Origin of the sequence: Qipengyuania citrea, from assembly GCF_024171405.1 — a bacterium.
Taxonomy (GTDB): domain Bacteria; phylum Pseudomonadota; class Alphaproteobacteria; order Sphingomonadales; family Sphingomonadaceae; genus Qipengyuania; species Qipengyuania profunda.
Genome location: NZ_JALJZT010000002.1, coordinates 2,448,941 through 2,466,199, shown reverse-complemented (window position 1 = coordinate 2,466,199; position 17,259 = coordinate 2,448,941). Strand labels below are relative to the sequence as shown.

At 65.0% G+C, this 17,259-nt stretch carries 23 protein-coding genes and 1 riboswitch; of the genes, 10 read left to right on the top strand and 13 right to left on the bottom strand.

Going from position 1 to position 17,259, the window contains the following annotated elements; all coding sequences use genetic code 11:
• Positions 1-91: 91 nt before the first annotated feature.
• Together J2S32_RS12900 and J2S32_RS12895 are read left to right on the top strand one after the other, a co-directional pair.
• Entirely contained in the window at positions 92-1,525 is a 1,434-nt protein-coding gene (locus tag J2S32_RS12900; protein WP_253521977.1) for a S41 family peptidase, read from the top strand.
• Complete coding sequence (locus J2S32_RS12895; protein WP_253521974.1) at positions 1,522-1,860, top strand: DUF962 domain-containing protein; 339 nt, start codon at positions 1,522-1,524, stop codon at positions 1,858-1,860. Before J2S32_RS12900 ends, J2S32_RS12895 begins: the two co-directional genes overlap by 4 nt.
• On the opposite strand, the gene J2S32_RS12890 is transcribed toward J2S32_RS12895, so the two are convergent.
• The 5 genes from J2S32_RS12890 to J2S32_RS12870 all read right to left on the bottom strand — a co-directional run bounded on the left by J2S32_RS12890 (position 1,857) and on the right by J2S32_RS12870 (position 4,881).
• Positions 1,857-2,309, bottom strand: coding sequence for a DUF3429 domain-containing protein (locus J2S32_RS12890; protein WP_253521972.1), 453 nt, complete (start codon positions 2,307-2,309; stop codon positions 1,857-1,859). The genes J2S32_RS12895 and J2S32_RS12890 overlap by 4 nt on opposite strands.
• Positions 2,309-2,743 carry a COG3650 family protein gene (locus tag J2S32_RS12885; protein ID WP_253521970.1) on the bottom strand — a complete coding sequence of 145 codons (435 nt, stop codon included), beginning with the start codon at positions 2,741-2,743 and terminating at the stop codon, positions 2,309-2,311. The genes J2S32_RS12890 and J2S32_RS12885 overlap by 1 nt, the downstream gene beginning before the upstream one ends.
• Complete coding sequence (locus J2S32_RS12880) at positions 2,740-3,657, bottom strand: alpha/beta hydrolase (protein ID WP_253521968.1); 918 nt, start codon at positions 3,655-3,657, stop codon at positions 2,740-2,742. Before J2S32_RS12880 ends, J2S32_RS12885 begins: the two co-directional genes overlap by 4 nt.
• Positions 3,658-3,670: 13 nt before the next feature.
• On the bottom strand, positions 3,671-4,120 hold the full coding sequence (locus J2S32_RS12875) for a PaaI family thioesterase (protein WP_253521966.1): 450 nt from the start codon (positions 4,118-4,120) through the stop codon (positions 3,671-3,673).
• 182 nt (positions 4,121-4,302) lie between these two features.
• A complete protein-coding gene (locus J2S32_RS12870) occupies positions 4,303-4,881 on the bottom strand; it encodes a fasciclin domain-containing protein (protein WP_253521962.1) in 579 nt (192 codons plus the stop codon).
• Between the two features lie 257 nt (positions 4,882-5,138).
• On the opposite strand from J2S32_RS12870, the gene J2S32_RS12865 reads away from it, so the two are divergent.
• Entirely contained in the window at positions 5,139-5,381 is a 243-nt protein-coding gene (locus J2S32_RS12865; protein ID WP_253521959.1) for a DUF2061 domain-containing protein, read from the top strand.
• Between the two features lie 37 nt (positions 5,382-5,418).
• Here the strand turns inward: J2S32_RS12865 and J2S32_RS12860 are convergent, their stop codons facing one another.
• On the bottom strand, positions 5,419-5,763 hold the full coding sequence (locus J2S32_RS12860; protein ID WP_253521957.1) for an HPF/RaiA family ribosome-associated protein: 345 nt from the start codon (positions 5,761-5,763) through the stop codon (positions 5,419-5,421).
• 233 nt (positions 5,764-5,996) lie between these two features.
• Here J2S32_RS12860 and J2S32_RS12855 point away from each other — a divergent pair, with 233 nt between their 5' ends.
• The 3 genes from J2S32_RS12855 to J2S32_RS15765 all read left to right on the top strand — a co-directional run bounded on the left by J2S32_RS12855 (position 5,997) and on the right by J2S32_RS15765 (position 7,318).
• A complete protein-coding gene (locus J2S32_RS12855) occupies positions 5,997-6,563 on the top strand; it encodes a hypothetical protein (protein ID WP_253521955.1) in 567 nt (188 codons plus the stop codon).
• Between the two features lie 56 nt (positions 6,564-6,619).
• On the top strand, positions 6,620-7,096 hold the full coding sequence (locus J2S32_RS12850) for a YaiI/YqxD family protein (RefSeq protein ID WP_253521953.1): 477 nt from the start codon (positions 6,620-6,622) through the stop codon (positions 7,094-7,096).
• A 93-nt stretch (positions 7,097-7,189) separates the two neighbouring features.
• Positions 7,190-7,318 carry a hypothetical protein gene (locus tag J2S32_RS15765; protein ID WP_255358288.1) on the top strand — a complete coding sequence of 43 codons (129 nt, stop codon included), beginning with the start codon at positions 7,190-7,192 and terminating at the stop codon, positions 7,316-7,318.
• Between the two features lie 74 nt (positions 7,319-7,392).
• Here J2S32_RS15765 and J2S32_RS12845 read toward each other — a convergent pair whose 3' ends face one another.
• On the bottom strand, positions 7,393-7,545 hold the full coding sequence (locus tag J2S32_RS12845; protein WP_197458160.1) for a hypothetical protein: 153 nt from the start codon (positions 7,543-7,545) through the stop codon (positions 7,393-7,395).
• A 309-nt stretch (positions 7,546-7,854) separates the two neighbouring features.
• Positions 7,855-8,037: a hypothetical protein gene (locus J2S32_RS12840; RefSeq protein ID WP_253521951.1), complete on the bottom strand. Its 183-nt coding sequence runs from the start codon at positions 8,035-8,037 to the stop codon at positions 7,855-7,857.
• 108 nt (positions 8,038-8,145) lie between these two features.
• On the opposite strand from J2S32_RS12840, the gene J2S32_RS12835 reads away from it, so the two are divergent.
• Positions 8,146-8,742: a DUF2726 domain-containing protein gene (locus J2S32_RS12835; RefSeq protein ID WP_253521949.1), complete on the top strand. Its 597-nt coding sequence runs from the start codon at positions 8,146-8,148 to the stop codon at positions 8,740-8,742.
• A 40-nt stretch (positions 8,743-8,782) separates the two neighbouring features.
• On the opposite strand, the gene J2S32_RS12830 is transcribed toward J2S32_RS12835, so the two are convergent.
• The 5 genes from J2S32_RS12830 to J2S32_RS12810 form a co-directional block, all read right to left on the bottom strand.
• Positions 8,783-9,322 (bottom strand): Swt1 family HEPN domain-containing protein, encoded by a 540-nt coding sequence (locus J2S32_RS12830; protein ID WP_253521946.1) that lies wholly within the window; start codon positions 9,320-9,322, stop codon positions 8,783-8,785.
• Between the two features lie 49 nt (positions 9,323-9,371).
• A complete protein-coding gene (locus J2S32_RS12825; protein ID WP_253521944.1) occupies positions 9,372-10,031 on the bottom strand; it encodes a DUF5343 domain-containing protein in 660 nt (219 codons plus the stop codon).
• Positions 10,032-10,201: 170 nt separating this feature from the next.
• Positions 10,202-10,537, bottom strand: coding sequence for a hypothetical protein (locus J2S32_RS12820; protein WP_253521940.1), 336 nt, complete (start codon positions 10,535-10,537; stop codon positions 10,202-10,204).
• Positions 10,538-10,583: 46 nt separating this feature from the next.
• Positions 10,584-12,491, bottom strand: a complete 1,908-nt coding sequence (gene thiC / locus J2S32_RS12815; protein ID WP_253521937.1) for a phosphomethylpyrimidine synthase ThiC — start codon at positions 12,489-12,491, stop codon at positions 10,584-10,586.
• A 34-nt stretch (positions 12,492-12,525) separates the two neighbouring features.
• Positions 12,526-12,924 carry a hypothetical protein gene (locus tag J2S32_RS12810; protein WP_253521933.1) on the bottom strand — a complete coding sequence of 133 codons (399 nt, stop codon included), beginning with the start codon at positions 12,922-12,924 and terminating at the stop codon, positions 12,526-12,528.
• Positions 12,925-12,962: 38 nt separating this feature from the next.
• Positions 12,963-13,071, bottom strand: a riboswitch (TPP riboswitch).
• A gap of 143 nt (positions 13,072-13,214) precedes the next feature.
• Between J2S32_RS12810 and J2S32_RS12805 the strand changes: the two genes are divergently transcribed.
• From J2S32_RS12805 to J2S32_RS12795, 3 genes are read left to right on the top strand one after another with little or no spacing between them, the layout of a single operon-like run.
• Entirely contained in the window at positions 13,215-15,320 is a 2,106-nt protein-coding gene (locus J2S32_RS12805; protein ID WP_253521929.1) for a TonB-dependent siderophore receptor, read from the top strand.
• Entirely contained in the window at positions 15,320-15,895 is a 576-nt protein-coding gene (locus tag J2S32_RS12800) for a hypothetical protein (protein WP_253521927.1), read from the top strand. Before J2S32_RS12805 ends, J2S32_RS12800 begins: the two co-directional genes overlap by 1 nt.
• Positions 15,892-17,208 (top strand): PepSY-associated TM helix domain-containing protein, encoded by a 1,317-nt coding sequence (locus J2S32_RS12795; protein WP_253521925.1) that lies wholly within the window; start codon positions 15,892-15,894, stop codon positions 17,206-17,208. The genes J2S32_RS12800 and J2S32_RS12795 overlap by 4 nt, the downstream gene beginning before the upstream one ends.
• The last annotated feature ends 51 nt before the right edge of the window (positions 17,209-17,259 follow it).

Here is a 17,259-nt window from a genome sequence, read left to right as displayed (position 1 = left end):
TTCGCGCCCTTGCTCGCCCCCGATTTAGCCGTCATTGATCGTGAACGATGCCTTCGGGGGGACCGAGGGAGGGATTCAGGAGAGGAAGCGCATGGGTCTGGGTCGCACCATTTTCACTGCAACACTGGCATTTTCGCTCGCCGCATGCGGCGGTGGAGGCAGCTCGAGCGGAGGCGGCAGCGGCTCCGGAGGCGGCGCGGTCGGCGGCGGTGGTGGCGGTTCCTCCGACAATTGCACGCTCGCCAGCCGGCAGGACTGGACGCTGGGGCAGATGGAAGAATGGTATCTGTTCCCCGACCTGCTCGACCGGACCGTGAACGCGGGGAATTTCAGCTCGGTCCAGGGTTATATCGATGCGCTGGTCGCGCCTGCCCGGGCGCAGGACCGCGATCGCTACTTCACCTACATCACCTCGATCGCCGAAGAGAACGCGCTGATCAGCAGCGGATCCAACGCCGGTTTCGGGGTGCGCCTGGGCTATGATACCGCCGCCCGCCGGGTGTTCGTGGTCGAGGCTTTCGAAAATGCCCCCGCCTTCGCGCAAGGCATCGACCGCGGCAGCGAAATCATCGCCATTGGCGGGCAGACCGTCGCCGCACTGATGGCCGAGGGCGGTGCGCAGGCGGTGGTCAATGCGCTCGGCCCAAGCGATCCGGGGGTGACCCGCCAATTGCGTATCCGCCAGCCCGGTGGCGGCGAGGTTACGGTCGGCGTGACCAAGACCGAATATGCACTCGACCCGATCTCGGATCGCTATGGTGCGAAGATCCTCGACAATGGCGGGACCAAGGTCGGCTATATCAATCTGCGCACCTTCATCATCGACGATGCCAAGGCCCAGTTGCGCGATGCCTTCACCGTCTTCCGCGCCGAGGGCGTGACGCAGATCATCCTCGACTTCCGCTACAATGGCGGCGGGCTTGTATCGGTCGCGGAACTGCTTGGCGACCTGCTCGCGGCGGACCGGACCGGACAGGTTTTCAGCAAGACGACCTTTCGCGATTCCAAAAGCGACTTCAACGAAATCGCCCGCTTCGCCGCCGCACCGCAGGCTATTGCAGCAACCAGGATCGCGGTGATCGGCACCATGGGGACCGCGTCTGCCAGCGAATTGGTGGCCAATGCCTTCATTCCCATCCTGGGCGACAATATCGCGCTGATCGGCACCGATACCTACGGCAAGCCGGTCGGACAGATCGCCCGCGACCGGTCGGCCTGCGACGACCGGCTGCGGGTGGTCGCCTTCCGCTCGGTCAATGCCGATGACGGGGGCGATTACTATTCGGGCCTCGCCAGCGTGATGCCGCAAACCTGCCGCGCGGACGACGATATCCTCACCCCGCTGGGCGACCCGGGCGAAGCCTCGATCGCCACCGCGCTCGATTTCCTCGCCGGGCGCAGTTGCACCGCGATCGGCGCGGCGGCGGAAGATATCGCCGAAAGCCGGGCAGCACCCGCCAAGCGCGAACTGGTCATGCCGCAGACGCCCTCGCCCGCGCAGATCGAAATCCCGGGGCTGCAATGACCGAGCGGCGCTACACCACCTTCGCTGCCTTCTGGCCGTTCTACCTGCGCGAACATGCGCGCCCGGGAACCCGCGCGCTGCATTACATCGGCACCTCGCTGGTCGTCGCGCTGGGCGTGACAGCGCTGGCGACGGGAAAGTGGCTGCTATTGCTCGGCATGCCGCTGGCCGGGTATTTCTTCGCCTGGATCGCGCATTTCGGGCATGAGAAGAACCGCCCGGCGACCTTCACCTATCCGCTGTGGAGCCTGCGCGCCGATTTCCGCATGTGGTGGATGTGGCTGACCGGCAGGCTCGGCCCCGAACTCGAGAGTGCAGGCGTCACCAAGCGCTAGGCAACCGCTACCGCCATCGTCATCAGTCCGAGGCCGAAGGACAGCGGCACCCGCAGCGGCATCCACCAGCGCGGAACCAGCGGACCCAGTCTGGCATCGACACCCAGGCTGACCAGCAGCGCCCCGCTGAGCATGGCCAGCGAAGGTTCGGGCCACTGCCAACCAAGCGCCCATGGCACGAAACCGGCCAGCGCCACGAGGCTTGGCAGCACCGCCGCCATCCATACCCAGCCGAGCGTGTTGCGTCGCTGCGCTGCGGGGGCCGCCGCCGCGATCCCCCACCACATCCCGCCGAGGAACGACAGGATCAGCGCGGCATAGGCGAAAGCCAGCGCCTGCGCGGGTTCGCGCCATTCCGCCGGACCCGCATAAAGCACCCCGACGCAGGCCAGTTGCGGCAGCAGGCCGGCGCGGCCAAGCCAGCGCGGCAAGGCGGGGGCAGTGTCCATCAGGGCAGTTCCGGCTCGTCGTAGGGCTGGCTGTCGGTCCAGGCGCATCCCTGGCGCTGTTCGCCGCCCACAAGCAAGGTCGCAGTATAGGGGTAAGTCCGGTCGCTCATCCCGTCCGAACATTCGCCCGGCGTGATCATCAGGTCGAACGCCGCCCCCTCGAGCCGTCCGCTGATACCCAGCCCGTTATTGCCCGCGAACCGCTCGACCGCGAACTCGCTGCCGTCCGGGTTCTCGGGCGTGGCATAGAGCGCGAGGCCGCCGCCCGCCGCGCCGTTCCAGAAAGGTTCGGTACCAATGTAATGAACCACTTCGCCCGCACCGATGCCCGCAAAAGTGCCGGTGGCGAGGCCCTCGGGCACATCGCCCGAGCCGGTGTTGCAGGCGGCCAGGAGCAATGCTGGCAAGGCGGCGAACAGGATGCGGGTGGTCATACGGTCTTCCCGTGCTGGCGGATGAAATTCGCGGTTTCGGCGCGTGCGCGCTTGCCTTCGGGGACATGCAGCAACATCCAGACGTGAAACATATCCTCATACTCGCGATAAAGGTGGTCGGGCATGCCCACTTGCGCCAGCTTCCCGGCAAGGCGGCGCCCGTCGACGAGCAGGATGTCGGCGGTGCCAGAGAAGATCGCCATCGGGGGCAATCCCTCCAGCGGTCCGAACAGCGGGCTGACGCGCGGATCGTCGATTGCCAAATCGCCGCGATACATGTCGCCGCAGGCCTTGAGCCCGCTGACCGCCAGCATCCCGTCGCGCGGTTCGATTTCGCGCTGCCCTTCGGCAGTGGCCGTCGCATCGAGCCAGGGCGAATAAAGCACCAGGCTGCCGGGCAGCGGCTGATCCGCGGCCTTGAGCATCTGCGCCAGCGCCAACGTCATGCCGCCGCCCGCGCTGTCGCCCATCACGGTGACATGGTCCGCGCCATAGCGCTCGGCCAATTCGAGATAGAGCGAGCGCATCGCCTCGAGCGTCTCGTCCGCCTTGTGTTCGGGCGCCAGCGGGTAAAGCGGTACGGTCGCCGAGGCGCCCAGCCGCTCGCACAGATCAGCCACCGCGTCCCAATGCACCGCGGCGATATCCATCACATAGCCGCCGCCATGGAGATACAGCAGATGCGGCGCGCCGGGCTGGGCCCCGCCCTTGGGTTCGAGCGTGACGACCGGAAACCCGCGACTGCCATACTCGCGAATATCGAAGCGCTTGTTCCATTTCGCACGCGGGCGAACCGGCTTGGCCGCACGGAGCTTGGCGATCCGTTCGTCGAACTTGTCGGGCTGCGAGAAGAACCGCTTGATGCCGAGCAGCGGCAGCGCGAGTTTGACGAGGCGGGCGCGAATACTGGTCATATGAATCTTTCCTTCAGGCCCGACCGGACCAGTCGTGGGTAAGCAGCTTGACCGTGACGCGGCCCGTGGCGACCAGCGCGCCCTCGGCATCGTGCATCGGGACTTCGGCGGTGTAGCCCGCGCTGCCCTTGCGCTCGAGATCGGCCTCCAGCGCGGCAATATGGCACTCGGTGAGTTCGTATTCGCCGGTGACATCGCTGGCCGCCATGCGGTGAAAGTCCACCGCGATGTCCTTGATGATTGGGAAATGGCGCGCGGTGTCGAGGATCGAGATCCCCGGCCCTGCCGCGATCGCTTCGGCGAGCACACAGAAGGCGCCGAGATACATAACGTCGACATGGTTGGCATTGCCATCGAGCGGCATCAGCAGTTTGGAATACCCACGCCGCTCCTCGATCCGGCGCATCCCGGTGCGCTCGACAAAGGGTACGCTGTAAACCGGCTTCTCGGCGGCTACGCCCATCGCTGTTCTCCTCTCGCCCGGGCAAGACGCTAGCGCGCCGCGCCGCAGGTGCAAGCTTCGAAGCAGGGCACGTGCCGATATGCTGCTTGGCATGGCTCTCGTCGGCGACGCTGTAGAAAAGCGCCCACGAAAAAGGCGGCCCCGTAAAGGAGCCGCCTTTCGCGAGTAACAGTGCGATTGCCTTACTGCGGCATCAGCACGGTATCGATGACGTGGATCACGCCGTTCGAGGCGGCGACGTCGGTTGCGGTGACGGTGGCGGTGCCGCCGGCGGCATCGGTCAGCACGACATTGCCGTCGACCACGGTCGCGGTCAGCGTGCCGCCATTGACGGTGGTGATGGTGTAGCCCGCATCGCCTGCATCGGTGATCGCCTGCGTCAGCGTGGCTGCATCCACATTGCCTTCGACCACGTGGTAGGTGAGGATGTTGCCGAGCGTTTCGGTGTCATTGGTGGTGAGCTCGGTCAGCGTCGCCTCGGGGATCTTGGCGAAGGCATCGTTGGTCGGCGCGAAGACGGTGAACGGGCCGTCACCCGACAGCGTTTCGCCCAGTCCGGCGGCAGTCACCGCGCTGACGAGCGTCGAGAAAGTCTCGTCGTCCTGTGCGACTTCGACCACAGTGCCGGCTTCGGCTTCTGCATTGGCCATCTGATCGGCAGTGGCGGTGTCTTCATAGGCAGCGGTTTCGGCCGGTTCTTCGGCGCAGGCGGCGATAGCCAGCGATGCGGCCGAGGCGAGCGCGATGGTAAGCTTGTTCATATCCATTCCCTTTATTCGGTAGTCGTGAGCATTGTCACAGCCGACGGTTTCCGGCTGCTGCTTCAAGATACGAACGCTGCACCGGTCCGGATGTTTCGAACTCGGGCAAAAATAAGGCAAAGCGGCTGGGTTGCGCGAGCAATGGCGTGTCAAAGTGCGACGAATGCGTCTTGGAACCCGCGACAGGAGCGAAAAGCGATTACTCTATGCGTCATTCATCGCTTCAATCGATTAAACGACACTCCTATCTGCGGTGGATGAAACGCAACCTGTCCAAGACGCTGAGCTTCCTCGTCCTCCACCTGCTGGTCGGGTTCACAGTCGCCTACCTGTTCACCGGGTCGGTGATGCTTGCGGGTGGGATCGCGCTGGTCGAGCCGCTGGTCAACGCGGTGGTGTTCTTCTTCCACGAACGCGCCTGGGAGCAGAAGGACCGCCCCGCGCTGCTCGATGTCATGCTGCACCGCCACGGGGCGGAGGAACGCTCCGTCCCCGGCTGACACGCGCAGCCCGGGCGGAGCGCGCCCGCGCTACCGCTTACAACACCTTGTCGGGCCGCGGGTCGTGGCTGTGCTTGGATTCCTTGCCAAAGTGCCGTTCGAGCCGCTGGCTGAGCGTCGCCGCCGCCTTGCGCGCGGCATCATCGACCTTGGCCGCGTGTTCGGTCACGCCGATCGCCTTGCCGCCGCGCGGGCGCGCCTCGATCGTGCAGGCCTTGTCGTCCGCCCCGCCCTTCGCACCGTTTTCGTCGCGCACGTGGATCTCGATCCGCGTGAGCCGTTCCTCGAACCGCGCCAGCTTCTCGCGCACGCTCGCCTCGATACGTTCGGCGACGTTCTCGGTACCCATGACCGAAGAGTCGGAATTGAACTGGACCTGCATAGTGGAAGGCTCCTCTCATTGTTGTCTTGCCTGATCTCGAGATGGGGATTGGCGCGCGTGTTTCCAGCGGTTTGATGGAACGGGCGGAACGCGGTGCTGCAATTGGATGACCCGGCCCGCAAAGCGATCACCCTGCCCGCGCACGCCGCCGCCAGGCCCGCAATTGCCAATCCGCCCCGCAAACGGTACACCGGTGTCATAGCCCGTCCGGGGCGCTGTTTGGGGACAAGATCATGCGTATCGCTCTTTGGTGTCAGACTTCCGCCGCGCTGGCATTTGCCGCAAGCCTTGCCGCCTGTTCGCCCGCGCCCGCCGGTGAAGCGGATGAGGCCGCGGCCAGCGACACCGCGATCCTCGCCGATGGTCCCGAGGCGGTTATTACCGAACTGGCCGCCGACGATATCCCCGAGGGCGCCCGCGCCGCCGCGCTCGAGGCGGTGCCGGGCATGCAATTCGCCGGGGCCGAGCGCAAGGAGCGCGACGGCATGGTGTTCTACGACGTCGAGGGCACACGCGCCGACGGCAGCGAGGTCGAACTCGACATGCTGGTCGAGGACGGCGTGTTCCGCGTGGTCGAGATCCAGCGCGATCTCGCTTGGGCCGATGTCCCCGCTCCCGCGCGTGCAGTGGCCGAGGCCGCGCCCGACATGTTCGCTCCCGTGCGCGTGATCGAGAGCGTGCAGGAGGACGGCGCGGTGATCTACGAGCTGTTCCGCGAGGGCCAGCCGGGCGAGCCCGCCGCCGAGGTGAAGCTCGCGGACGGCAAGGCCGAAATGCTCACCGAGCGCTGGGCCTACTGACGCACCCGCCGATCGCGGGGCTGGTTCACGCGCGCACCGATGGCTAGGCAGGCGCGATGCCCAGCCCCAGCCCCACAGCCGCCCCCGTCACGATCCTGGTCGATGCCGACGCCTGTCCGGTGAAGGAGGAGATCTACCGCGTCGCCGAACGCTTTGGCGCCGAGGTGCGCGTGGTCAGCAACAGCCCCTTCCGCGTACCGGTGAGCGCGCGGGTCAAGCGCGTGGTGGTAAGCGACGGGTTCGATGCCGCCGACGACTGGATCGCGGAGCATGCGGACGCCCGCAGCGTGGTGATCACCGCCGACATCTTGCTCGCCGAGCGCTGCCTGAAGGCGGGCGCGCGCGTGCTCAAGCATGACGGGCGCGCCTTCGACGCCGCCAGCATCGGCAGCGCGGTGGCCACCCGCGCGATCATGGAAGACCTGCGTGCGGGGATGGACGGTGCCCAAGGCGGCCCCCCGCCCTTCAGCAAGGCCGACCGCTCCAACTTCCTCCAGGCGCTCGACCGGGTAATGGTCGAACTGCGCCGCTAGCGCGCGGCGGCCGCCCGCGCGAATAAACGCGCTTTGTCCGGCGCGCAGGCGTAGGAGCATGGCCGGGGCATTCCGCCCCGATTGGAACCACGCATGTCCAAGGGACAGAAATCGAACCGCGAAGCCCGCAAGCCCAAGAAGGAAAAGGTCAAGACCAACGCCTCGCAGCCGTCGCAAAAGCCCGGCGCGATCAGGGGCCTGGAGAACATGAAGAACAGCTAGCGGATGCGAGCGGGCGGCGGGCGCCAGCCGGCCCCCCGCCGGCCCGCACGGGCGCTGCCGCAAAGCGGCGCGCGCTAGGCCTTCTTCGCCTTATGCGCGGCAATCGCCTCGTCGATCGCGACGATCCGCTGCCGCTCGGGCGTGCCCTTGGCCAGCCCCTTGAGACGGCAGGTCGCCCACAGCTGGCGGCGTTCGGATTCGAGGTTCTTGAGATAGAGATCGGCCATGCCCGCGCATATGGGCGTGTTGGGGACCGGTGGCTAGGGGGCGTGAGGCCAAGTGTGCCGACCCCGGAATTGCGGAATGGCTGCAGGCGCTGGCCCGCGTGCCGGTGAAGCGCGCGCGCGGCCAGGCGGCGTGTAGGACATGTGGAGGATTTGCCCCCTGCCACTCCCATCACATGGACCGCATGGACCACGGTCCATTGCGAAAAAAGTCCCGGCGTGCGCGCGGGGGCTTGGCGGAAGTGGTTCGCGAGGGGACGGAGCGCGTACATGGCCCGCAGCAAGACAGGTTTGCGCGGAGTAGGAAAGCCCTCAGGTGAGGTGCCGGCGGAACCAGTGGGCGAGTTCGGCCCCGGGGAGGTCGATCATCCCGTCATCCCAGCGAAAGCTGGGATCTGGCTCGGTCGCGCGAAACGACGGCGATCCCAGCTTTCGCTGGATGACGGATATGGGCCACTTCGCCAGCGCCCGCAGGATATTGCGCGGTGTGTTCATACGGGCGCTACAATGCGCCGTTAGCCATGTCGCAACCAAAAGCTGCTAGTCATATGCGTCAGGGAAACCGTCAATTTCCTGCTGGATCGCCCCGTTGCGTTGCTGATCGTGCTGCTTGTCGGCGCGCTGATCGGCGTCGCTTTCGAGCGGGCAGTCGCCAGCGCCGATGCGGCGAAGCGCAAGGCGTATTGGCAGGGGCGCAATGCGCAGCGGTTCGGTAAAAAGAGCGCAGGGCTGCGCAAGATCGAGGCGGCGGAGCGGGGACAGGCGATCCGGTCCGATATGGCGGCGGACCAGTTGAAGATCGTCAGCCGGGCCAAGTTCACCTCGCGCTCGCTGCTCAACAAATCGGAGGCCAAGGTGTTCGAGGCGCTCGACAAGGCGGTGATTGCGCGCAATCCGAAATGGCAGGTGATGGCACAGGTGAGCCTCGGCGAATTCCTCGCCAGCCCCGACAAGGACGCCTTCTTCGCGGTCAATTCCAAACGCGTCGATTTCGCGCTAATGGACGAGCACTGCCGGGTGGTCCACGCGCTCGAATACCAAGGCTCGGGCCACCACACCGGCGCCAGCGCCGCCGCGCGCGACGCGGTGAAGAAGGAAGCGCTGCGCAAGGCAGGCATCGGCTATCACGAGGTGGTCGCGGGGCACACGACGCCGAGCGAACTCAGGGCGTTGGTGGACCGGTTGGTACCGGCAGGTTAAGCACACTGCCGCCGATATTTGCGCCTTCACGAAATTAGAGCTATTCGCCTTGTGCTCTGAACCAGTCACGAAGAGAGAGATGAAGCCGAAGCACTTCATCCTCAGCCAACGGCTTGCAATGCGCAATCGGCCCTCTCAGCATGTTCAATTGCCAAAGAACTTTGTTTACCGCCTTAAGGCTCGTGAACTTTCCCTCAAAGGCCTGTTGTCGCTGTTCGATAATCTGGGCCAGTTCACCAAACGTCGTATAGTCTAGCAGATTGTCAGATCGAGGAACGCCGCCTGTATCGATTTCTTTTTGCCTTAGTTTTTCAGCCGCCAGACGAATAGGCTCCGGAATACCTTCAACCCACCATTCGTCGCTGAACTCCTCGCTGAGAGCATCTAGGATCAGCTCTCTGATCGAGTTTTCCAAGCAGTAAAAAATTCTAAAATTGACCGCCATATCCGCAGCTTCCGCGCGGTATTTTTCGTCAAACTGTGGGTAATAGGTCTCATCAATCTCCGCTTCGATGCTCGGGTCTTCGGACACGCGCATACCTAGATCGGCCTGCGCCTGATCTAAGGCTGCTTCGATCAACAAGTTGTTCGTAGCGAACCTCTTTACCTGATCAACTGGCTTCAACGGATCAGTCCTTCAGGAGGGTCTGCTGCAACGCTGAGAAAATCGCGTTGTAAACCTTCGCATCGGTTGTAGCAGGCAAGTTCAAGTTGATATTATAGCCGAACGACATGCCCACCGATTTTGGTATTTCTGTAAATTCAGAGGGTAATCTTGGTCTAACACCGGTGGTCGGGCTGTCAGTCATCGTTTCGCTGTTGTCAGAAACATCTGATGCGCTCGTATCTGTGAGGTTCGCATCGAAGTCAGCATAAGATTTGCAGGCCTTCCAAGTCGCAACGATCTTATTGATAGATGAAGCGTTTTTGTCCTTACCAGTCATTTCCACAAGAAGGTTGCGGAACTTTTCATCGCTAAGGTCATGCGCATACTCATTGCGAGCAAAGACATCTGAGTATCCGACCCTCATTGCCTCGGCCATCGCAGCGGCCGCAGCATCGGGATTTCTAAACTGCCTATAAAGTTGCGTGGGACGACCATCGCTTTCTAAGAATCCCATGCGCTTTAGGAATGGGATAAAAGCCTTTGCGTTTCCGCTTCCATAGCCAAGAACTGCGGCTTGAAAGTTTTGCGTGTAGCGGTCGTCCGGCTCTTTAGCCTCCTGAATCTTATCAAATATCTTAGTCACTAAGCCCGTGGAATTTATAAAAGGCGGCAATTTTTCCATGGGGGTTTCCTCGATCCAAGATCCAAAAGACTTTAGATGAGAGTAACGCGAACTGCAATCCAACTCATCGATTAGGGATACTTACCCCTCCGGCAAATACAACCGCTCGCCCTTCTCGCGGCACACCTTGCTAATCTTTTCCGTGTCCTCACACGCTTCTCACGCCACTTTCATTCCGCGCGTTCCCCGCACGCAAGCCGCCGATGTTCGTCGACGCTGCGGCGCATTTCGCTGGCTTGCAGCTGGAGCGCCTTGCCGCTCAGGCGGATTTCGCGGCTTTGCTGGAAGAAGCCGAGCACCAGCCACAGGAAGGCGAGCGGGCTGGACACGCCGCCGAGGAAATCGCCCAACTCGTTGAGCCGGAGATCGGCGGGGTTCTGGCCCTGCACGAACAGGTAGAGCGCCACGCCGCCGACATAGAGCGCCGAGAGGAGCAGCCCGACCAGCGGCAGGCGGCGGCGTTCGCGCCGGTCGTCCAATATCGCATCGGTATCGACTTCGGCCATGGCGCTCCCCTCTGTGTGGCCCCCGTGGGGCGGCTCGTGCGGCAGCCTATTGCGCCGGGCCCACCCCGTCCACTTCGTCTTCGGGAAGGTAGAGCTGCTCGCCCTTCTCGCGGTACACTTCGCTCATCTTCTCCATGCCCGCGCGCGCTTCCGCGGCCTCTTCAGCGCTTGTCTCGCGCTTGATGTTCTCGCTCGCAAGGTAGCTGTCCGAGTTCTGCTTCGCTGCGAATTCGCGCACTTCCTGCGTGATCTTCATGCTGCAGAACTTGGGACCGCACATCGAGCAGAAATGCGCGGTCTTGGCGCCTTCTGCGGGGAGCGTCTGGTCGTGGTATTGCTCGGCCGTGTCGGGATCGAGGCTGAGGTTGAACTGGTCGCGCCAGCGGAAGTCGAAGCGCGCCTTGGAGAGCGCGTCGTCGCGGACCTTGGCGGCGGGGTGGCCCTTGGCAAGGTCGGCGGCGTGCGCGGCGAGCTTGTAGGTCACCACGCCGACCTTCACATCGTCGCGGTCGGGCAGGCCGAGGTGTTCCTTGGGCGTGACGTAGCAGAGCATGGCGGTGCCGTACCAGCCGATCTGCGCGGCGCCGATGCCGCTGGTGATGTGGTCGTAGCCGGGCGCGATATCGGTAACGAGCGGGCCCAATGTGTAGAAGGGCGCTTCGCCGCAGGCCTCGAGCTGCTTGTCCATGTTCTCCTTGATCTTGTGCATCGGCACATGGCCGGGGCCCTCGATCATCACCTGCACGTCCTGTTCCCAGGCGCGCTTGGTGAGTTCGCCCAGCGTGTAGAGCTCGGCAAACTGGGCTTCGTCATTCGCGTCGGCGATCGAGCCGGGGCGCAGGCCGTCGCCGAGGCTGTAGGCGATGTCGTAGGCCTTCATGATCTCGGTGATCTCGTCGAAGCGCTCGTAGAGGAAGCTCTCCTTGTGATGCGCGAGGCACCATTTCGCCATGATCGAGCCGCCGCGCGACACGATGCCGGTGACGCGCTTGGCGGTCATCGGGACATAGGGCAGGCGCACGCCCGCGTGGATGGTGAAATAGTCGACGCCCTGTTCGGCCTGTTCGATCAGCGTGTCGCGGAAGACTTCCCAGGTGAGGTCCTCGGCAATGCCGCCGACCTTTTCGAGCGCCTGGTAGATCGGCACGGTGCCGATGGGGACGGGGCTGTTGCGGATGATCCATTCGCGCGTGTCGTGGATGTTGCGCCCCGTCGAGAGGTCCATAACGGTGTCGGCGCCCCAGCGGATCGACCAGACCATCTTGTCGACTTCCGCCGCGACATCCGATGCGACGGCAGAATTGCCGATATTGGCGTTGATCTTGACGAGGAAGTTGCGCCCGATCGCCATCGGTTCGGTTTCGGGGTGGTTGATGTTATTGGGGATGATCGCGCGGCCGCGGGCGATCTCGTCGCGGACGAATTCGGGGGTGACATATTCGGGGATCTCGGCGCCCCATGAATTGCCGTCGAGCTCGCGGCGGACCTGTTCGCGGCCCAGGTTCTCGCGCTCGGCGACATATTCCATCTCGGGCGTGATGATGCCCTGCCTCGCGTAATGCATCTGGCTGACGTTCATGCCCGGCTTGGCGCGCAGCACTTTCTTGGCGACATTGGGGAAGGCGGGGACGCCGCCCGAACGGTCGGGGCCAAGCTGGCCGTTATCCTCGGGCTTTACCTCGCGCGCGGTGTATTCCTCGACATCGCCGCGCGCCATGATCCATTCGCGGCGTTTCTGTTCGAGACCGGCGCGGATGTCGATCGTGACAGCGGGGTCGGTATAGGGGCCGGAGGTGTCGTAGACGCGCACGCTGGGCTCGCCGCCCTCGAGGCCGATCTCGCGCATGGCGACGCGCACGCCGCTGCCGCTTTTCGCGCCGATCTGGACCTTGCGGCTGCCGCGGATCGGGCCGGTGGTGACGCCGATGTCGAATTTGCTGTTGATGTCGGCCATGAAATGGACCTTCCTTGGAAAAGAGCGGGAAGTGTTAGAGGCGCAGCAGCGCGACGACGATGAGCGCCGCGCCGAGCAGGAGCGAGAGACCGGCCCAGAGCCGGTTGGCAGCGCCCATCAGGCGCCGCGCGAAAGCGAGGAAATTGTCGCCAAAGGCGAGGATCAGCGCGCCCTCGACGACCATCCCCCCGCCAATGACGGTGACCAGCACCGCGAGCCAGTCGCCCGGCCGCCAGGGCGAGACGAGGTAGATCGCGGCGCCAAGGCCGAGACAGACGATGCCGGTGAGAAAGCGCAGGCCCAGGTCGCGTTCGAAATGCGCGACCATCCCGACCCAGCCGCCCGGATGACGGAGTTCGCCGATCGCGGCGCTGGCGGAATAGAACCCGATGAACAGGGCGATCCAGGCGGGAATATCGATACCGTCGGCCATGCGAAATCTCTCCTCGCGACGGATGGAGAGCAGGGCCCTGCACGGGTACCGCCCACTCCCTCCGCCGATGCTAATCGGTTCAGGTTCGACGGGTCGGGCGGTGCTACGCGCCCCTCTCAGCCTGAGCAGGCTCCCCGGGGATGGCACCGTTGTAGGCGTGTTCGCGCGCCGCGTCCAGCGAGGGAAAAACACCGCATCCCGCACTTTATTTGCAAATGATTCTCACTAGCCTTGACTCCTGCGATTAATTCGCAATAGCGGCGCGGAAAGTTCAGATGAGGAAATCATTCATGCCCACCGCTTCCCCCGCCGCGCGTCTGCTCGCCTGCACCGCGCTTGCTCCCTGCCTGTTCGCCGCCGCGCCCGCGCTCGCCGACGAGGCCATGGACAGCGCCGCTGCCGCACCCGGCATCGTCGTACTGGGCGAACGCGATGAGGACCCGCCGCGCAGCGCGACCAAGCTGCCGCTGGAAGTGATCGACACGCCGCAATCGGTCTCGGTCATCGGCCAGGACCTGATCGAGGACTTCGGCTTCGACGAGATCAACGACGCGCTGGCAGTGGTCCCGGGGATCAATGTCGAGCAGGTCGAAACCGATCGCACCTATTACACCGCGCGCGGCTTCGACATCAGCTGGCTGATGGTCGACGGGCTGGCGACGCCCAATGTCTACGGCCCCACCAGCGGCGCGCTCGACACGGTGTTCTACCAGCGGGTCGAAGTCGTGCGCGGCGCCAATGCGCTGCTGTCGGGGATCGGCAATCCGGCGGGCACGATCAATTTCGTCCGCCGCCGCCCGACCGGCGAAACCGGCGGGTCGGCCGCGCTCAGCTATGGGTCATGGGACACGATCCGCGGCGAGGCCGACCTCGACATCGCGCTGGATGAAACCGGCAGCTGGGGCCTGCGCGCCACCGGGGCGATCACGACGGGCGATTCGCACCTGCGCGACTATACCTCGGACCGTTATGCCGGGCAGCTGGTCCTGGCGGGCGAGATCACCCCGACGCTGTCGCTCGCGATGGGCTATTCGCACCAGCAGAACAATGCCGACAACGTGCTGTGGGGCGCGCTGCCGCTGCTGTTCACCGATGGCACGCCGACCGATTATCCCGCCGGCACCTCGACCACGCAGGACTGGACCTATTGGGACACCACCAACACCCGCGGCTTCGCCGAAGTGGCGTGGAACCTCGCGCAGGACTGGACGCTCAGGACGGTGCTGACGCGGCAGGACACCTCGAGCGATTCGGAACTGTTCTATGTCTATGGCACCCCCGATCGCGACACCGGGCTGGGGCTGCTCGGCTATCCCGGCGCCTACCAGTACGACACCGGCGGCTGGGTTTCGGATACCGAGCTGAGCGGCCGCTTCGGTGCCTTCGGGCGCGAGCACGATGTGACCGTGGGCGTGCAATATAGCGACACCAGCTTCGGCTATCTCGGGCGCCAGGCCCCGTTCACCGATCCCGCCTGGGGCCCGCTGCCCGCGCTGCCCGACTGGAGTGGCGAGGAAGTCGGCCGTCCCGCCTATGGCGCGGCGCAGGTCGATGCCGATTTCGATTACCGCATGTGGCGCGCCTTTGCCGCGGCGCGGCTCGAACTCACCGACCGGCTGAGCGTGATCGGCGGTGCCAATTACATCGATGTCGAATCCGAGGGGGTCAGCTACGGAGTCGACTTCGGCCGCAGCGAAAGCGCGCTGAGCCCGTTCGCGGGCGTGACCTTCGAGGCGATCGACGGGGTCAATCTCTACGCCAGCTATTCGGACATCTTCCTGCCCCAGCACGAAACCGGGACCGACTATGCCCCGCTGGGCGCGGCCAAGGGCGAAAGCATGGAAATCGGCCTCAAGGCGCAGACCGCCGACGGAGCGCTGCTCGGCACTGTGGCGCTGTTCCGTGCCGAGCAGTCGAACCTCGCCGAATCCGCCGGGCTCGATCCGGCCACCGGCCAGACGCTCTACAATGGCATCGACGTGGTCAGCGAAGGCGTCGAGTTCGAAATCACCGGACGTCTGGCCGAAGGGCTGCTGCTGCAGGCGGGCCTGACGCATCTCTCGCTCGAGGATGGCAATGACGGCAAGGTGCGCACCTATGTCCCGCGCACCACCGCCGATATCGCGCTGCGCTGGCAGCCGACCACACGGCTGTCGCTGGGCGCGGTGCTGGGCTGGCAGGACGATGTCTATCTCGACACCGCGCTGGGCCGGATCGAGCAGGATGCCTATGCCACGCTGCAATTGCAGGCCGGCTACCAGCTGACCGACAATCTCGAGCTGCAGGCGAATATCGCCAATGTCGCGGACGAGAAATACCTCACCAGCCTCTATTGGGAGCAGGCCTATTACGCCGCGCCGCGCAATTACACGCTGACGCTGCGGGGTAGTTTCTGATGGGAGGGGACGGCGCACTCTGGCTCGGCTGCGTGCTTGCTGCGGCGGGCGTGGCCGGATTGCGCCTGTCCTGGGGGCGCAGGGGCAAATCGCCCGCGCTTAGCGCGCTCGGCTGGACGGCGCTTGCCGCGGGCTGCATCGCGGCGGGTATGGCAAGCGGCGCCTGGGGTGTGGCCATCGCCGCGCTGGTCGCCACCGCGATTGCCTGCCTATTGCTGACCCATGCGGCATTCGAGCGACCGCGCACGCCGCGCCGCGCCGCCGAGCCCGAAAGCGCGGCCGCCGCATCTGCGCCGAGTGACTGGCACCGGGGCGTGATCACCTTTGCGCTGACCGGACCGCTCGCGCTGGCAGTGGCGGTCGTGCTCGCGCTGGGCATCCGCGTCGTGGCGCTCGACTGGCCGGTGGCGGAAGCGGATGCCAATGTCATGGTGCTGGCGCTGGTCCCGCTGCTCTGGCCGCTGCTCGCCTTCGCCATGCTGATGGCCGAAAGCCGGCGCCCGCAAATCGCGATGCTGCTCGTGCCGCTGATCGCCGCATCGCTGCCACTGCTTGCCATGGGGAGCCGGCCATGACCGCGCTGTTTTCGAAAGATACCGTCCGCCGGGGAATCGCGGCGCATTCGGCGATCGGGCTGGTCTGCTGCGCGCTGCTTTACCTCATCTGCGTCAGCGGCACGGCGATCGTGCTGTACGAGGAATGGCAGCGGCTCGAACAGCCAAGCGCGCCCGAGATGGAGAGCATCGCGCCGCAGGCGGTCGAGCGCGCCATTGCCAATGTGGCGGCCACCGAAGCCGGACAGACGCCGACCACGCATCTCTACGTCCACATGCCCACCGAAGCGCTGCCACGCACGACGGTCACCACCGATACGCAGGCGGTGCATGTCGATGCGCAAGGCGCCATCGCTGCGCCCGAGGAAAACGCCTGGGCCGAATTCCTGCTCGGGCTGCATTACACGCTCAACCTGCCCCCGGTGCTGGGGATGACTTTGGTCGGCATGTTCGGCGCGATGATCGTCGCGCTCGCCGTGTCGGGCATTGTCGCGCATCCGCGCATCTTCCGCGACGCCTTCCGCTTGCGCGCCCGCCGCAAGGACGATGTCGCCACGCTCGATTGGCACAACCGGCTGGCGGTGTGGACGCTGCCCTTCGCGCTGGTGATCGCGCTGACCGGGGCGATGATCGGCCTGTTCTACGTCTCGGGTGCCAGCCTTGCCGAAACCGCTTATGACGGCGACGGCGATGCAGCGCTGGCGCCGGTGTTCGGCTCCGAACCCGAGGGCAACCCTGCCCCCGCCCCGCTCCCCCGTGTCGCACCCGTGCTGGACTATATGGACCGCGAATATCCCGGGGTGCGCGTGTCCTATCTGATCCTCCACGATCCCGGGACGCGCGGCCAGCATGTCCAGGTGGTCGGCGAGCATGAGCGGCGGCTGATCTTCGGCGAATATTACGCCTTCGCGGCGGATGGCAGCTTCAAGGGCACCGCCGGGCTTGCCGATGGCGCGACCGGCCAGCAATTCGCCGCGTCGATCTACAAGCTGCATTTCGGCAATTACGGCGGCCTGCCGGTGAAGATCGCCTATATCGTCTTCGGCATCGCGCTCAGCGTGGTGGTGACGACGGGGACCTTCATCTGGCTCAACAAGCAGGCGCGCAAGGGCCGCCCGCGTCCCGTGATCCGCGCGGGCTGGTGGGGCGTGACGATCGGTGTGCCGGTTGCGATCCTCGCCACGCTGCTGGCCCGGCTGACCCTGGGCAATGGGGCGCCCTTCGCCGCGATATTCTGGCTGGTAACGCTCGCCATAGTGGGCGGGGCGATCCTGCGTTCGCGCCAAGCGGGGCAGCGCGGGGCGCTCGCCCCCACACGCGGATTTGCCCCCTAGCGCAGCATCGGTATAGCGGCCCTCACCATTTCCCAGGAGAGGATTGCCAAC

Bases quoted from the DNA above. Each gene is read 5' to 3' on its own strand.
- J2S32_RS12900 (WP_253521977.1), top strand. From the start codon at position 92: ATGGGTCTGGGTCGCACCATTTTCACTGCAACACTGGCATTTTCGCTC.
- J2S32_RS12895 (WP_253521974.1), top strand. From the start codon at position 1,522: ATGACCGAGCGGCGCTACACCACCTTCGCTGCCTTCTGGCCGTTCTAC.
- J2S32_RS12890 (WP_253521972.1), bottom strand. From the start codon at position 2,309: ATGGACACTGCCCCCGCCTTGCCGCGCTGGCTTGGCCGCGCCGGCCTG.
- J2S32_RS12885 (WP_253521970.1), bottom strand. From the start codon at position 2,743: ATGACCACCCGCATCCTGTTCGCCGCCTTGCCAGCATTGCTCCTGGCC.
- J2S32_RS12880 (WP_253521968.1), bottom strand. From the start codon at position 3,657: ATGACCAGTATTCGCGCCCGCCTCGTCAAACTCGCGCTGCCGCTGCTC.
- J2S32_RS12875 (WP_253521966.1), bottom strand. From the start codon at position 4,120: ATGGGCGTAGCCGCCGAGAAGCCGGTTTACAGCGTACCCTTTGTCGAG.
- J2S32_RS12870 (WP_253521962.1), bottom strand. From the start codon at position 4,881: ATGAACAAGCTTACCATCGCGCTCGCCTCGGCCGCATCGCTGGCTATC.
- J2S32_RS12865 (WP_253521959.1), top strand. From the start codon at position 5,139: ATGAAACGCAACCTGTCCAAGACGCTGAGCTTCCTCGTCCTCCACCTG.
- J2S32_RS12860 (WP_253521957.1), bottom strand. From the start codon at position 5,763: ATGCAGGTCCAGTTCAATTCCGACTCTTCGGTCATGGGTACCGAGAAC.
- J2S32_RS12855 (WP_253521955.1), top strand. From the start codon at position 5,997: ATGCGTATCGCTCTTTGGTGTCAGACTTCCGCCGCGCTGGCATTTGCC.
- J2S32_RS12850 (WP_253521953.1), top strand. From the start codon at position 6,620: ATGCCCAGCCCCAGCCCCACAGCCGCCCCCGTCACGATCCTGGTCGAT.
- J2S32_RS15765 (WP_255358288.1), top strand. From the start codon at position 7,190: ATGTCCAAGGGACAGAAATCGAACCGCGAAGCCCGCAAGCCCAAGAAG.
- J2S32_RS12845 (WP_197458160.1), bottom strand. From the start codon at position 7,545: ATGGCCGATCTCTATCTCAAGAACCTCGAATCCGAACGCCGCCAGCTG.
- J2S32_RS12840 (WP_253521951.1), bottom strand. From the start codon at position 8,037: ATGAACACACCGCGCAATATCCTGCGGGCGCTGGCGAAGTGGCCCATA.
- J2S32_RS12825 (WP_253521944.1), bottom strand. From the start codon at position 10,031: ATGGAAAAATTGCCGCCTTTTATAAATTCCACGGGCTTAGTGACTAAG.
- J2S32_RS12820 (WP_253521940.1), bottom strand. From the start codon at position 10,537: ATGGCCGAAGTCGATACCGATGCGATATTGGACGACCGGCGCGAACGC.
- thiC (WP_253521937.1), bottom strand. From the start codon at position 12,491: ATGGCCGACATCAACAGCAAATTCGACATCGGCGTCACCACCGGCCCG.
- J2S32_RS12810 (WP_253521933.1), bottom strand. From the start codon at position 12,924: ATGGCCGACGGTATCGATATTCCCGCCTGGATCGCCCTGTTCATCGGG.
- J2S32_RS12805 (WP_253521929.1), top strand. From the start codon at position 13,215: ATGCCCACCGCTTCCCCCGCCGCGCGTCTGCTCGCCTGCACCGCGCTT.
- J2S32_RS12800 (WP_253521927.1), top strand. From the start codon at position 15,320: ATGGGAGGGGACGGCGCACTCTGGCTCGGCTGCGTGCTTGCTGCGGCG.
- J2S32_RS12795 (WP_253521925.1), top strand. From the start codon at position 15,892: ATGACCGCGCTGTTTTCGAAAGATACCGTCCGCCGGGGAATCGCGGCG.